A 13,962-nucleotide genomic window follows, 5' to 3' on the forward strand; every position below is an offset into this window, starting at 1 on the left:
GGCGCTTCGGAGTCGACACGTATGCCGTCACAGAGCTTTGTATCCGCACTTCCCTTCGTGCTGCGCTGGGAGGGCGGCTACGTCAACCATCGCAATGATCCCGGCGGTCCGACCAATCGCGGCGTCACCCAGAAGGTGTACGACGACTGGCGCACGCGACAGGGATTACCGCCGCGCGACGTGCAGCAGCTCGAAGACGCCGAGATGCACGCCATCTACGAAGCCGGCTACTGGATTCCTCCGCGCTGCGATCTGCTGCAAGGCAGCCTCGACCTGGTTCACTTCGATACCGCCGTCAACATGGGCGTGGGTCGTGCCGTGCGCTTCCTGCAGACGGTCGTGAAATGTCCTGCCGATGGCGACTTCGGCCCGGGCACTGAAAAGGCCGTCGCCGGCTGCGATCACGGAGCGGCCGTTGCCGCGTATTGCGACACGCGCGAGCAGTTCTACCGACGGCTCGTCGAGAAAGACGCCAAATTCGGCGACTTCCTCAAGGGTTGGCTGAACCGGTTGAATGCATTGCGTCGCGAAGTCGGCTTGCCCGGCTTCGAAGCCGCGGCGTCGCTGGATTTCGGCGACACCCATTACATCTATAACGTGTCCGGACTGGACCGGATACCCGGCGTAGATCGCTGAATCCCACGGGAGATCCCATGCCGCACGTCACGTTCATACATGGCATCGCCAACAAACCGCCCGCGGACGACTTGCTGCGCATCTGGCGCCGCACGCTCGCCGACGCCGCCGAGCCGCTGCCGCTCGGTGATCTCGGCGTCACGAGTTCTCTCGTCTACTGGGCCGACCTGATGTACGGCGATCCCGACAGCGATCTGTCCGCGCACGAGGGCGTGCTGGAAAACACACCGCAGGCGGTGGACGCGAGCGGCGGCGAATCGCCACCACAGCCACGCAACGCCGAAGAAGCCGCATTCCTCGCCCGCCTGCGCAGCGAGATGACGGAATTGTCCGATGCAGAAATGGCGGCTCCCGATGCGCCTGCCGTACCGGCGCAGCCGCAGGGAGCACTCGAACGGGTACCGCTGCCATGGTTTCTCAAGAAACGCATCATGAATGCCTTCCTGCGCGACGTGCATCACTACCTGTTCGATGTCGAGTACGCGCCGCCGGGGCGCAGCGCCGTGCACATCCAGCAGACGATCCGCCAACGATTCATCGATACGGTGTGTGATGCCGCGGTGACCCGGCCGCACATCGTCGTCTCGCACAGCATGGGCACCGTAATCGCCTACGACTGTCTCAAACGCGTCGGTACCTGCGCCAATGTCGATGGGTTCATCACCATCGGCAGCCCGCTGGGACTTGATGAAATCCAGGACAAGCTGCGTCCGGAATGGAATCGCGCAAACGGCTTTCCGCGCAGCAAGGTGGCCAGGGACTGGGTGAACATTTTCGACCGGCTCGATCCGGTGTGCGGCTTCGATCCCGCGCTCGCCAACGACTATCGTGACAACGACGTCGGCACGATCAAGGACCAGGTCGTCGTGAACGATGGCGCGTGGCGTCACTCGGCCACGAAGTACCTGCGGCAACCGGTGTTCGGCGCCACGCTGCGCGGCATGCTCGACCTGTAACCGCATGGTCAACGACAGCGCTACGACCGAGTTGCGCGCAACGGCGCAGCGCGTGCTCGATCAGCTCAGCGGTCTGAACGCGGCAGCGGCGCTGCCCGAGGCACGCAAGCTGGTGGAAACATTGCGCGATGCGCGCGAGTACGAGTGCCTCATTCAGCTGGCCGAAAGCCTGGGTCGCCTCGATCCGAAGGATGCAAAGACCCGGCGCCTGTACGCACAGGCGCTCATCGAGATGGGCCAGGTCAGCGTCGCCATCGATGTGCTGCAGGCGCTGGCCCATCGGCTCGACAAGGACGATCACGAACTCGCCGAAGCGACCGGATTGCTCGGGCGCGCATACAAGCAGATATTCTTCGATGCGCGCGACAAGACGGGCGCGGGCGCAAGGCATGCGCTGCAGCAGGCGATCGCCGCGTATCGCAAGCCGTTCGAAAACAATCCGGCCAATGTCTGGCATGGCGCCAACGTCGTCGCGCTGATCGCCAACTGCAAGCGCCTGGGCATTCCCATTGCCACCGACCTGAATCCCGTCGCCGTCGCCACGCAGCTGGTGAACTCCCTCGAGTCGATGCCCGAGGCAAATCGCGATCAGTGGTATCTGCCTTCGCTGGCCGAGGCCTACCTGGGACTCGAGCGCTGGGACGATGTCGAACGCACCGTGCGTGCCTACGCCGCGGGTCCCGATGCCAAGGCATTCCTGATGGCGAGTTCCCTGCGTCAGTTCACCAGGGTCTGGAATCTGGAAGACACGGAGCGCGGCCGTGGCCTGGTGTCGATCCTGCGCGCACGGCTGCTGGAAATGCAGGGTGGCGAGTTGCGACTGGAAGCGGCCGATCTGCAACGACTGCATCGACAGGCACCGCCGAGCGATGTGCAGCTCGAAGCCATTCTCGGCAAGCGCGGTGCGCAGACGTTCAAGTGGTGGAAGATGGGTGTGGCGCGGGCTCAGTCGGTGGCATCGATCCGTCCGCGCCTGGGCAGCCGCATTGGTACGGGCTTTCTGGTGAAAGCCGGCGACCTCGGCCTTATGCCACCCGACGAACTCGTGCTGCTCACCAACTTCCACGTCGTGAATCCGAACGGTGCGAGCCCCGGCATCCGTCCCGAAGATGCAGAGATCATTTTCGAGGCGGCGGATGCAGAAACGGTCTACGAAATCGACAAGTTGCTGTGGAGCTCACCGCCGGAACAATGCGACGCCAGTATTTTGCGACTCAACAAATCCGTCACCGGCATCGAGCCATTGCCGATCGCAAGAGCGCTGCCCGTGCTCGACGATTCGCCACAGGTGTACGTCGTCGGTTATCCGGGCGGCCGCGACCTGTCGTTCTCGTTCCAGGACAACGAACTGCTCGATCACGAGGGCCCGCCCGCCGGCAAGCCACAGATTCCGGATGTCTGTCGCGTGCATTACACCGCGCCGACGGAAGGCGGCAGTTCCGGCAGTCCCGTGTTCAACGCAGCGTTGTGGCAGGTCATCGCCCTGCATCACAAGGGCGGCAAGATCGGCATGCCGCGACTGAATGGCGCGACCGGCACCTATGCCGCCAATGAAGGCATTTCGATCCAGTCGATCGCAGCGTTTCCCAAACAGTAGCGCACGCCTCAGATCTCGATGTTCTTCACATAGTCGCTGACGAAGCTCTGCACACGTCCGGCGATCACATCCTTGTCCGCCTTCAGGCGCTCCGCCGTAGTCGCAAGTGCCGCCGTGCTCTTGCGCAGCTCGGCCTTCTGGTTCGAGAACTTGAAGAACAGCACCTGCGTGATCGATTTCTCCGCAGTGACGCTACAGGCCAGCAGCGAAATGACCGGCTGCCCGTGTGCGTCGGCATCGATATAGCTGATCTGGAACTTCGCGCCGCTGGCGTGCTGGCTCGACTGATCGAACAGCGTGATCCACGGCGTCTGCGCATCCATTTCATTCAGACCCTGCAACACCGACACGACCAGCGACGTGGCTGCAGCGGCCGGCCCCAGCATGGCGGTCAGCACCGGAATGATCGCCTTGTGCACGCCGAGATTCCGGTTGTTCACTTCCTGGACCTGTTCTTCGCTGGCGTGGACCGTCCAACCGATGTTGCTCAGCACATCGCGATACTTGCGATGCCAGTCGAACACCGAACCCGCCTGGGCGTTGGCCTTGTTGGCTGCGAGCTGCGCGAGCAGCATGGAATTGGCGATCAGCGGGCGCAGCTCGGTTGCGACGGACGGGCTGAACTCCGCCAGTTGCGCCCCCACCGTGACGACTTCCTGATGATCCGTGAACTGCGGCAGCGCAGGCGGCGCGGCACTTTCGAACTGCGGCCCGAGATCGGGCAGATCCAGCGCCACGACAAAATCGCGAATGAACTGTGCGGAGCGGCTCATGCGTATCCCGGGAAGCTGCAGTGCTGATAGCGCTCGAGCTTACGCCCGCAAACGGAAATGAGGCCAGCGCGAAAATTGGCAGTGGGACTTTCGATTCGACGTCACAGAAAGGGACTCTCCACGAGGTACACGGGGAGACACGGGGTGGAAGAATCGCATTCTTGGTGTTTCCTTCCCCGTGTCCCCCCGTGTCCCCCGTGGAAATCTTCGATTCTTTCTCCGCTGATGCCACTGCAAGTGCTAGAACCGCAACCGCCACTGCAACGTCGCGCCGCCGTCGGCGGCCTGCATGGCCAGCGATGTGCCGCTGCCCTGTTCAAGTCCCAGGAATGCGTCGTTGAAGAATGAGGCAAGGAAGTTGCCGATCGCCATACCGACCAGCGTGTCGGACGGATAGTGCCAGCCCGCTTCGATGCGTGCCCAGGACGTGCCGAGCGTGAGCGCTGTCAGCCCGGCGTCGGCGGCGCCGCGCCAGCCGTCGCTCATGTCGATGGATTGCAGATTGCGCGACGCCAGGCGCGTATGCACGGCCGAGGCCGAGGTGTGCCCGGACGGGAAGCTCGCACTGTCGTCACCGTTCGGTCGCTCGCGATCGGCGACATCCTTCAGGCCGTTGGTGACCAGCACCGTGGAACTCACCGCCGCGATGCCGACCAGCGTTCCCTTGGCCTTGTTGACGAGCCAATCGCCAGCGTCCGGTCCACTCGGAGTCGCCGCGATCGTAATGTAGTGAGCGAGCGCCGAGGCATTGCGCAGATCGTCACTCCAGTTCTCGGCATTGCGTTGTGAGCCAAAGACCGGCGTATGGTCGCGTGCCCAATCGGAGGTGCGCCGATCCCAGTCATCGATCTGGAAGACCGCGGCACCGACGAGCGGCGCCCAGACCCAGGGATCTTTCGCGGCAATGGTCGCGGCACTGCGTACGCGATCCCAGCCGGGGGCGATGGTCGCGTCTTCGCCCCAGTCGCGGCCATTGGGAAGCGTGGCGCAGCCGGTGATGCTGCAACACAGTAGTACGAATGAGGCTCGTGAGACGCAGGTTGAGCGGTTCATTGGACAGGATTCTACAACCGGCCCGCGGCGTCGTTCTCGGCTTCAGCGGAACCACAAGACCGTGACCGCAAGGGAATCGGTCTTTCGCGGCCCCTGTCCCTTCTGGCCAGGCTACTCGTGCCGCAACGCTTCGATCGGATCGAGCTGCGCAGCGCGTCGGGCCGGGAAGTAACCGAAAACGATGCCCACCGCCGCCGAGAACGTGAATGAAAGAATCACGATCGAGGGATTCAGCACGAACGGTACATTGAAGGCATTGGTGGCGAGTGCGCCGGCCGTAAGTCCGAGGACGATGCCAATCAGACCGCCGAGTGCGGCGAGCACTACGGCTTCGACCAGGAACTGCAGCAGCACGTCGCGCGCCATCGCACCGACGGCGAGCCGCGTGCCGATCTCACGCGTGCGCTCAGTGACCGAGACCAGCATGATGTTCATGATGCCGACGCCGCCGACGATGAGGCTGACGGCGGCGACCGCACCAAGCAACGCCGTCAACACACGCGTCGAACTGGTGAAGGTGCTGGCGACTTCCTTCAGATCGCGAACATTGAAATTGTCGCTCGTACCGGCGCGGACCTTGCGGCGCTCGCGCAGCAGGTTCTCGAGGTCCTTCTGCACCTTCTCCGTCGACACGCCGTCGCGCGCCGACACGAGAATGGCACCCACATCGGAGTTGCCGGCCATGCGCCGTTGCAGCGTACGCAATGGAATCACCACCAGATCGTCCTGATCCTGACCGAAGCCCGACTGCCCTTTCGTCTCCAGCAGGCCGATGACATTGCACGAGAGTTTGCCGAGACGGATCGTGGCGCCGATCGGATCCTGATTCTCGAACAGCTCGCGGCGCACGGTATTGCCGATGATGCAGACAGCGGCGCCGGCGCGCAGCTCCGATTCCGAGAAGTTGCGACCCGCGGCGAGCGCCCAGTCGCGCACCTGAAGGAATTTGTCGGTGGTGCCGGTCACCTGCGTCTGCCAGTTGTTGTTGCCGTAGATCGCCTGCGCACTGCTGTTCGATGAAGGCGCAACTGCCGCGACTCCGGAAATCTGGTTCTCGATCGCCTGCACGTCGGCAAGTTCGAAGGGCGGCGCTGCGACCCGTGCGCCCCCGGGACCGCCGAATCCCTGGCCGCGAAAGACCTGCAACAGGTTCGTGCCAAGCTTGCTGATGTCGGCCTGCACCTGCGCCGTGGCGCCCTCGCCGATCGTGACCATGGTGATCACCGCCGCAACGCCGATGACGATGCCGAGTATGGTCAGCGAAGACCGCAGCACGTTGCGGCGGATTTCGCGCAGGGCGAGGATGATGGCGTTCAGGAACATGGAAGCCAGTTGATAGTGGCGGGTTGAAAGTGGATAGCGAAAGACCGTCGGCACCGCGGTTCGAATCGCAACACCTGAGGAAGGCTGGACGTCATCGATCTCATTCAATCACTCCGCGTCGCTCTCAACTATCCACTATCAACTCAGACGGTGCTGCGCACCGGCCGATTCTGCTCGTCGCTTTCGATCGAACCGTCGCGAAACCGCACTATGCGCCGGGTCCACGCCGCGATATCCGGTTCGTGCGTCACCATCGCAATGGTGATGCCGCGCTCCTCGTTGAGCACAGTCAGGACTTTCATGATTTCGACGCTGGTGGCCGTGTCGAGGTTGCCCGTCGGCTCGTCGGCGAAGAGTACTCGCGGTTCCGAAACGATCGCACGTGCGATCGCGACGCGCTGCTGCTGGCCGCCAGACAGCTCGCTCGGAACGTGCGTCTCACGTCCGCTCAGACCCACTTCGCGCAGCGCCTTGCGTGCTCGCTCATGACGCTCTTCCTTCGACACGTGTCGATACACCAGCGGCAGTTCGACATTCTCGAGGGCGCTGGTGCGGCTCAGCAGGTTGAATCCCTGGAACACGAAGCCAAGGTAGTTGCGTCGGAGCAGCGCCCGCTGATCGGCGGTCATGGTGCCGACCGGCACGCCGAGAAACCGGTAGTTGCCGCTGGTCGGCGTGTCGAGACAGCCCAGGATATTCATACACGTCGATTTGCCACCGCCGCTCGGTCCCATCACGGCCACGAACTCGCCAGCGTGGATGCGCAAGTCGATGCCGCGCAGCGCGCGCACCTCGCCTTCGCCATGGCCATAGACCTTGGTGACCTGCGAGAGGTCGATGATGGGTTGCGGCGCTTCAGGCATGCCGGTCATGACTTCGGTAGTTCGGCATCGACGATGACGGCGCTGCCAGGTTCCAGCTTGCGTGCGCGTGCCTGCTTCATACGCTCGGCGACTTCTGGCGGCATGTTGCTCATGCGTTGCGCATCGTCCGGCGTATCGGGTAACTGCAGCACCTGTGTCATGCGCCCGTCCGTCGGGCCGGTCCGGAACATGACCATCGCCGGCTTGCCGTTCTCGAGGATCCAGGCGCGTCCCACACGACGATTGGCACCCTGTTGTTGACCCCCTGAACCACCCATGCGACGCGGCATCTGCGGAATGATGGCCGTCAGGGCGCTGCGCTGCGCTGGCGCTGCGCCGGTAGCGTCTGCGTCCTCGGGAGTGAAGCGTAGGGCCGCATTGGGAATGAGGACGGCGTCGGGAATATTGGTCGTGACGATCTCCGCCGTCGCGGTCATGCCGGGGCGCAGCAGCAACTCGCTGTTGTCGACTTCCAGGACGGTTTCATACGTCACCACACCCGTGGACGTCGCGCTCGACGCGCCGCTGCTCGTCGAGGACGAACTCTTCTGCGTGTTGTTGGACGCGAAATGCACCTGCGTGATATGCGCGGAAAAACGTCGATTGGGAAACGCATCGACGGTGAAGGTCGCGCTCTGGCCGTTTTCCACGGCGCCGACGTCGGCTTCATCGACCGCTACGTGCAGCTCCATTTTCCTCAGATCTTCGGCGAGCGTGAACAGCACCGGCGCCTGCAGGGACGAGGCGACCGTCTGACCCGGCTCCACGGAACGCACCAGCACCACTCCATTGATGGGCGAGCGGATCTCGGCCTTGGACAGATCGGTCAGCACGGTTTCGAGACTGGCTTTGGCCTGCTCGACGGAAGCTTTCGCTGCGGCCAACTCACCCTTGGATTGCGCGACCGACGCTTCGGCCACGTCGAGATCCTGCTGCGAAGGAATCTTGTTGTTGCTGAGCTCACGGACCTTGAGCAGGCGCTGATAGTTCGCCGTCGACTGCTTTTCGCCGGCATTGGCCTGCAGCACGCGGGCTTCTGCCGAGGCCAGTGAGCTGCGTGCCTGCAGCACCTGCGCATTGAGTCGCGTCGTATCGAGCACGGCGAGCAGCTCGCCTTTCTTGACGACGTCGTTCACATCGACGTTGACGGCACGCACGGTGCCCGACAGTTCGACGCCGATGTCGACCTGGTTGCGCGGCTCGAGGTTGCCCGTAGCCGTTACCGTGACAGTGAGATCGCCCTGGGTGACTTCCTGCGTGACGTAGTATGGCTGACGCGAGCCGCCACGATTCAGCAAGTAGTAGCCGATGAGCAGCACCACGAACGCGGCGATGATCCATTTGAGCCAGCGCTGCCAGGGCTGCCGTGGACGCGTGCCGTACTGCAGCGTCTGCGCGACGTCGTTGTTGGTCGTAACTGTATCCATGATGTTCAGGGTGCTTCGTTGGAGGCGGTCGCCGGCGGCGGAAAGACCGACCAGCCGCCGCCGAGTGCCTTGTAGAGTCGAATCAGATTGGAGGTCATTTCGCCGTCGCTCACGGCCAGCGCGTCCTCCGCGGAGATCAGCTGCCGGTCGGCCGTCAGCACGGTCTGGAAATCCACCAACCCCGAGTTGTACTGCATGAGTGCAAGTTCGCTCGCCAGTCTCGCGCTTCCGGCGGAATCGATCAGCGCGGCGTGACGGCGCTGTTCGTTGACCCACTGCGTCAAGGAGTTTTCGACTTCTTCGTAGGCGGCGAGCACCGTGGCCTCGTACGTGGCGAGCGCCTGGTCCACCTGCGCATTGGTGGCCTTGATGTTCTGGCGCAGCGCGCCTGCGCTGAAGATTGGCATGCTCAGGGACAGGCCGTAACGGGTGGCCTCGAGTCCACCCGAGAACAGATCGCTCGCCACGGCGGCCGTGACGCCGATGGAGCCGCTGAGCGAGAGCCTCGGATACAACTCGGCCGTCGCCACGCCAACCTGCGCCGTCTGCGCGGCAAGGCGTCGTTCGGCCGCGCGAATATCGGGCCGGCGGCGCATCACATCGGCCGGGACGCTCGACACCACCTCGGCCGGCGCCACGGGAATCGGTTTGCGCTCGGCGAGGATCTGTTCGAGGGAGCCCGGTGTCTGACCCGTCAGTACGGCGAGTCGGTTCTTGCCGGCTTCGAGCGCTGAATCAAGCGATGGCAAGGCGGCGAGCGTCGTCGAATAACTGCTCTTGGCCTGCTCGACGTCGAGCACTGTGGCCAGGCCGGCGTCTGCGCGCCACGTAGTGATGTCGACCACTTCGCGTTGCGATTCCAGATTGCGCTCGGCATACGAGAGTCGCGATTGCGAGGTGCGCACATCGACGTAGGCCAATGCGACTTCACCGAGCAGCGACACCAGCACGTCGCGCAGATCGGCATCGACAGCGGCGAGCTGTGCCGTCGACGACTCGAAGGCGCGGCGCTGGCCGCCGAACAGATCGATTTCCCAGCTCGCATCGACGCCGCCGTCCCAGGTTTCCCGATCACCGGAGACGTCGGAATCCGAACGACTGCCGCCCGCAGACGCACCGACGGCCGGCCAGAAGGACGCGCCGGAAATGGCACGTCGCGCACGCGCTTCGACGACCCGGGCCTGAGCCTGCTTGACGGTCCGGTTCTCGGCGAGCGCCTGGTCGATGAGTTGATTCAGTGTGGGGTCGTCGAGCACCGTCCACCAGCTGGCCAGCAAAGGGGCTTCAACGTTGTCCGTTCGCACGCCAGTCTGTGGCTGCGAATGCCACTCATCGGGAACCGCCATGTCCGGAGCGCGATAGTCCGGCCCGACGGCACACGCCGTCAGCCAGCACGTCAGCGACAGGCAACCTATGTTTCTACCGATTCTGGAGTTCAGAAAATCCAACGATGTTCCTTCCCGGGTGGCGGCACGGTCACAGTCCTCGCGGAATGCCGCGGCATGATGACCAAGTCATCCTGGACCGTTTGCGACGAAGTGTTACCGATCGTAAAAGTGCAGGTTCCTGAAATTACGTGAATTTCCAGTCATCTCGCCGAGCTTTGCCTATGGCAGGCGACGGCCCGCGTTGCGCAGGATGGCTGACGCAGGAGGGCCAGACCTGGAAAGAATGCTTGCCACAATGACACTCACGAACTGCGCAGTCATGCGCCCGATCGTCGCTGAACCTGCCGCCGGCCGTCTCCTGCTGCGTCTGCAGCCTTCCCGACGAAGGCTGCCGTCTGATTTTCGATCACAGTTCATGCCGGTATGCTGCGTCCCGCTGACGATCTTTCAAGCCTATGAGTACATCCACCGTGTCGACGCTCCTTGCTGAAATTTCCCGGATCGCGCGCAACGCGGGCGACGAGATTCTCGACGTCTATCGACAGCCCATCGATGTCGAGAGCAAGAAGGACAGCTCGCCGCTGACACAGGCCGATCTGCGCGCCCACGCGGTGATCATGCAAGGTCTCGCCGCACTGACCCCGGATACGCCGGTGCTCTCGGAAGAAGCGAGCGACATCGGCTTCGACGTCCGCAGTCAGTGGCGTCGCTACTGGCTGGTCGATCCGCTCGACGGGACCAGGGAATTCATCTCGCGCAATGGCGAGTTCACGGTGAACATCGCGCTCATCGAGGATCATGAGCCGGTGCTGGGTGTGGTGCACGTGCCGGTGAAGAACTCGACGTTTTCGGGCGCACGCGGCGCAGGCGCATTTCTCCAGTCAGGCGAGAGTTCGCCGGTGCGAATCGCGGTGCGGACCCCGGCGGCGACGCCGTTGCGTGTCGTCGGCAGTCGTTCGCATGCGAGCGTCGGTCCGCTGGAGGCGTACCTCGACAAGCTGGGCGCTCATACGCTGCTCAGCGTCGGCAGTTCGCTCAAGTTCTGTTTCGTCGCAGAAGGCAGTGCCGATTTCTATCCCCGCTTCGGCCCGACCAGTGAATGGGATACGGCAGCGGCGCACGCCGTCGTCGACGCTGCTGGTGGCGCAGTCGTGGACCTGCAGGGTCAGCCGCTGCGCTACAACACCAGGGACAGTTTGCTGAACCCGCACTTCCTGGTGTTCGGCGATCGCACTCGCGACTGGGTGGGTGTGCTCAGGTCCATCGCCTGATCAGAGCTTTGGCGCAGGTTCGGTCGGTTCAGCCTCGCCGCCGCTTACCGCGGGGTCAGCCACGCGCAGGAAAATCTGCGCGCCGCGCATGGACCCGTCGGACGCGGGAAGCAGGCTGGCAAATCTCACCGGGTATTCGCCGGCCGCGCTGGGCCGCATGCAGATATCGCGGTCGCGGTATTCGAGTTTCAGGGTATCGCGATGATCCTGCCGTACGCTGACCGATAAGGGCGCACGCTTGATCATGGAGCCATCGGCTCCGGCAGCGCTGATCCGCAGTGAACTCAGACAGAAACGCTCGCCGAGCTTGATTGCCGTGACGGTAGGGTCGGCGTCGACCCGGGCGATCCTGACCTGCTTCAGGGATAGGTCGGCGAGATGGTTCGCCATGAACAGATGCTTGCCGGCCTGGACAGGCCGATCGCCGGCCGACGTGGCCACATCACCGACGACGACCCAGACGATTTGAAAATCGACGATCTGCGCCTGAGCCCAACCCCCGACCAGCAGTAGGGCAACGCCAGTCAACCGCACCATTCGTAGGCTGATTCGCCGGCTCATCGGAGCAAGTGCGGTCAGATTCATCGCATGGGCCCTGAATAATCGGTGACTATTTCTATTCTCAATCCGGCCTAAGCCCGGCAGGTTCCGGCAAGAGCGCCCGCAAATCAGCAACATTCAGGCGGATTTATGCAACTTTGCGCCTTGCAATAGGCGCGGAACTGCTGCTAGATTCCAAGCCATGCGCATTCACCAGCAAAATTCGGCCCTGCCCCTTCGTGGCGGCCTGCTGCTGCGTGCGCGCCTGCACCTGCGTCGCTAGACGCAAAACTCCTGTATCCGGCGCCCGCCTCCCGGCGCTGTCAAAAAATCCAAGTTTCTCGTTTCGGTTGTTCTGCCGTTCACCCGCCGTGCCGCCGACAGCCCAATCACAGGAATCGTAAGCATGTTGAAGGATCCATCCGCCAAATATCGCTCGTTCGCGCCGATCGATATTCAGGATCGCACCTGGCCCAACAAGGTCGTTACCTCGCCGCCGCTATGGTGCAGCGTCGATCTGCGTGACGGCAACCAGGCGCTGATCGAGCCCATGGACGCGGCCCGCAAGCGCCGCATGTTCGATCTGCTCATCAAGACCGGATTCAAGGAAATCGAAGTCGGCTTTCCGGCGGCATCGCAGACGGACTTCGACTTCGTTCGCGAACTCATCGATCGCAACCTGATTCCCGACGACGTGACGATTCAGGTGTTGACTCAGGCGCGTCCCGAACTGATTGAACGCTCGTTCGAAGCCTTGCGTGGCGCCAGGCGCGCAATCGTTCACCTCTACAACTCCACGTCCACTGTACAACGCCGCGTCGTGTTCGGCCTGGAGCGCGCGGGCATCGTCGATATCGCCGTCCAGGGCGCCCAGTGCGTGCGCGATCAGGCGCTCAAGCAGCCGAATACGGACTGGTTCTTCGAGTACAGCCCGGAGAGCTTCACCGGCACCGAACTCGACTTCGCCGTGGAGATCTGCAACGCGGTCACTGCCGTCTGGCAGCCCACGCCGCAGCACAAGGTAATCCTGAATCTGCCGGCTACCGTCGAGATGGCCACGCCGAATGTGTACGCCGATCAGATCGAATGGTTCGGCCGCCGTATCGCCAATCGCGACTCGATCGTGTTGTCGGTACATCCGCACAACGATCGCGGCACCGCAGTCGCCGCTGCGGAGCTGGCCGTCATGGCCGGCGCTGATCGCGTCGAGGGCACGTTGTTCGGCAATGGCGAACGCACCGGCAATGTCGACGTCGTGACGCTGGCGATGAATCTCTACACGCAGGGCGTTCATCCCGGACTCGATTTCTCGAACATCAATGAAGCGGCGCGCTGTGTCGAGCAATGCAACCAGTTGCCCATCCATCCGCGTCATCCGTATGTCGGCGACCTGGTGTTCACCGCATTCTCGGGATCCCATCAGGATGCGATCAAGAAGGGCTTCGCGGCCCGCAGGGAAGTCGATATCTGGGAGGTGCCGTACCTGCCGATCGATCCGCGCGATCTCGGCCGCACTTACGAGTCAGTGATTCGCGTGAACAGCCAGTCGGGCAAAGGCGGCATTGCATACCTGATGGAACGCGACTACGGCGTGGCGATGCCGCGACGTCTGCAGATCGAGTTCAGCCAGGTCGTTCAGTCCGTGACCGATGCAACGGGCAAGGAACTGATGTCGGAACAGATCTGGGATCTGTTCAAGAGCGAGTACCTCGAACAGAAGGGCGTCTACAGCTACGTATCGCATCAGCTCGCGACCACCAAGGATCATCCCGAGATCCAGAAGCTGTCGATGAAGCTGCGCTGTCATGGCCAGGGCGCGCTGCTCAATGGCGAGGGCAATGGACCGATCGATGCGCTGGTGGATGCGCTCGGCTTCCGCTTCGATGTGCTGTCGTTCGAAGAACACTCCATCGGCACGGGAAGCAATGCGCGCGCCATGTCCTGCGTTGAGATCACGACGCCGGTACGCACGACCCTGTTCGGCGTCGGCATTCACGAAAACATCGTCACGGCGTCGCTGCTCGCGATCCTGAGCGCCGTGAATCGTGCCTTGCAGCGCAACCTGCTGGACGATGCGATGCCCGTCGCCACGGCCGGCGGTTGATGTCAGCGGTTGGCGATCGAGCTGTCTCGAT

12 protein-coding genes are annotated in these 13,962 nt (G+C 63.1%); 5 read left to right on the forward strand and 7 right to left on the reverse strand.

The genetic code is table 11. The annotated features are described in order from the left end of the window. Nucleotides 1-21: 21 nt before the first annotated feature. From VIZ63_RS04885 to VIZ63_RS04895, 3 genes are read left to right on the forward strand one after another with little or no spacing between them, the layout of a single operon-like run. The gene (locus VIZ63_RS04885; RefSeq protein WP_331608402.1) at nucleotides 22-636 is read left to right on the forward strand and encodes a glycoside hydrolase family 108 protein; all 615 of its coding nucleotides are present in this window, start codon (nucleotides 22-24) and stop codon (nucleotides 634-636) included. 17 nt (nucleotides 637-653) lie between these two features. After that, nucleotides 654-1,592 carry a hypothetical protein gene (locus VIZ63_RS04890; protein WP_331608403.1) on the forward strand — a complete coding sequence of 313 codons (939 nt, stop codon included), beginning with the start codon at nucleotides 654-656 and terminating at the stop codon, nucleotides 1,590-1,592. Nucleotides 1,593-1,596: 4 nt separating this feature from the next. Next, nucleotides 1,597-3,189: a TRAFs-binding domain-containing protein gene (locus VIZ63_RS04895; protein WP_331608404.1), complete on the forward strand. Its 1,593-nt coding sequence runs from the start codon at nucleotides 1,597-1,599 to the stop codon at nucleotides 3,187-3,189. 8 nt (nucleotides 3,190-3,197) lie between these two features. Here VIZ63_RS04895 and VIZ63_RS04900 read toward each other — a convergent pair whose 3' ends face one another. The 6 genes from VIZ63_RS04900 to VIZ63_RS04925 form a co-directional block, all read right to left on the reverse strand. Beyond that, complete coding sequence (locus VIZ63_RS04900) at nucleotides 3,198-3,962, reverse strand: hypothetical protein (protein ID WP_331608405.1); 765 nt, start codon at nucleotides 3,960-3,962, stop codon at nucleotides 3,198-3,200. Between the two features lie 240 nt (nucleotides 3,963-4,202). After that, complete coding sequence (locus tag VIZ63_RS04905; RefSeq protein ID WP_331608406.1) at nucleotides 4,203-5,015, reverse strand: phosphatase PAP2 family protein; 813 nt, start codon at nucleotides 5,013-5,015, stop codon at nucleotides 4,203-4,205. A gap of 111 nt (nucleotides 5,016-5,126) precedes the next feature. Then, nucleotides 5,127-6,338, reverse strand: a complete 1,212-nt coding sequence (locus tag VIZ63_RS04910; RefSeq protein ID WP_331608407.1) for an ABC transporter permease — start codon at nucleotides 6,336-6,338, stop codon at nucleotides 5,127-5,129. A 143-nt stretch (nucleotides 6,339-6,481) separates the two neighbouring features. Further along, the gene (locus tag VIZ63_RS04915; protein ID WP_331608408.1) at nucleotides 6,482-7,210 is read right to left on the reverse strand and encodes an ABC transporter ATP-binding protein; all 729 of its coding nucleotides are present in this window, start codon (nucleotides 7,208-7,210) and stop codon (nucleotides 6,482-6,484) included. Continuing rightward, nucleotides 7,207-8,628, reverse strand: coding sequence for an efflux RND transporter periplasmic adaptor subunit (locus VIZ63_RS04920; RefSeq protein ID WP_331608409.1), 1,422 nt, complete (start codon nucleotides 8,626-8,628; stop codon nucleotides 7,207-7,209). Before VIZ63_RS04920 ends, VIZ63_RS04915 begins: the two co-directional genes overlap by 4 nt. A 5-nt stretch (nucleotides 8,629-8,633) precedes the next feature. Next, a complete protein-coding gene (locus tag VIZ63_RS04925; RefSeq protein WP_331608410.1) occupies nucleotides 8,634-10,076 on the reverse strand; it encodes an efflux transporter outer membrane subunit in 1,443 nt (480 codons plus the stop codon). A 395-nt stretch (nucleotides 10,077-10,471) separates the two neighbouring features. Here VIZ63_RS04925 and cysQ point away from each other — a divergent pair, with 395 nt between their 5' ends. After that, on the forward strand, nucleotides 10,472-11,287 hold the full coding sequence (gene cysQ, locus VIZ63_RS04930) for a 3'(2'),5'-bisphosphate nucleotidase CysQ (RefSeq protein WP_331608411.1): 816 nt from the start codon (nucleotides 10,472-10,474) through the stop codon (nucleotides 11,285-11,287). Here the strand turns inward: cysQ and VIZ63_RS04935 are convergent, their stop codons facing one another. Beyond that, entirely contained in the window at nucleotides 11,288-11,824 is a 537-nt protein-coding gene (locus VIZ63_RS04935) for a hypothetical protein (RefSeq protein ID WP_331608412.1), read from the reverse strand. A 409-nt stretch (nucleotides 11,825-12,233) separates the two neighbouring features. Between VIZ63_RS04935 and leuA the strand changes: the two genes are divergently transcribed. After that, the gene (gene leuA / locus VIZ63_RS04940) at nucleotides 12,234-13,931 is read left to right on the forward strand and encodes a 2-isopropylmalate synthase (protein WP_331608413.1); all 1,698 of its coding nucleotides are present in this window, start codon (nucleotides 12,234-12,236) and stop codon (nucleotides 13,929-13,931) included. The last annotated feature ends 31 nt before the right edge of the window (nucleotides 13,932-13,962 follow it).

The sequence above is a fragment of the Povalibacter sp. genome (assembly GCF_036520495.1).
Taxonomy (GTDB): domain Bacteria; phylum Pseudomonadota; class Gammaproteobacteria; order Steroidobacterales; family Steroidobacteraceae; genus Steroidobacter.

Coding starts and splice junctions, on each gene's coding strand:
- VIZ63_RS04885 (WP_331608402.1), top strand. CDS start 22: ATGCCGTCACAGAGCTTTGTATCCGCACTTCCCTTCGTGCTGCGCTGG.
- VIZ63_RS04890 (WP_331608403.1), top strand. CDS start 654: ATGCCGCACGTCACGTTCATACATGGCATCGCCAACAAACCGCCCGCG.
- VIZ63_RS04895 (WP_331608404.1), top strand. CDS start 1,597: ATGGTCAACGACAGCGCTACGACCGAGTTGCGCGCAACGGCGCAGCGC.
- VIZ63_RS04900 (WP_331608405.1), bottom strand. CDS start 3,962: ATGAGCCGCTCCGCACAGTTCATTCGCGATTTTGTCGTGGCGCTGGAT.
- VIZ63_RS04905 (WP_331608406.1), bottom strand. CDS start 5,015: ATGAACCGCTCAACCTGCGTCTCACGAGCCTCATTCGTACTACTGTGT.
- VIZ63_RS04910 (WP_331608407.1), bottom strand. CDS start 6,338: ATGTTCCTGAACGCCATCATCCTCGCCCTGCGCGAAATCCGCCGCAAC.
- VIZ63_RS04915 (WP_331608408.1), bottom strand. CDS start 7,210: ATGACCGGCATGCCTGAAGCGCCGCAACCCATCATCGACCTCTCGCAG.
- VIZ63_RS04920 (WP_331608409.1), bottom strand. CDS start 8,628: ATGGATACAGTTACGACCAACAACGACGTCGCGCAGACGCTGCAGTAC.
- cysQ (WP_331608411.1), top strand. CDS start 10,472: ATGAGTACATCCACCGTGTCGACGCTCCTTGCTGAAATTTCCCGGATC.
- VIZ63_RS04935 (WP_331608412.1), bottom strand. CDS start 11,824: ATGGTGCGGTTGACTGGCGTTGCCCTACTGCTGGTCGGGGGTTGGGCT.
- leuA (WP_331608413.1), top strand. CDS start 12,234: ATGTTGAAGGATCCATCCGCCAAATATCGCTCGTTCGCGCCGATCGAT.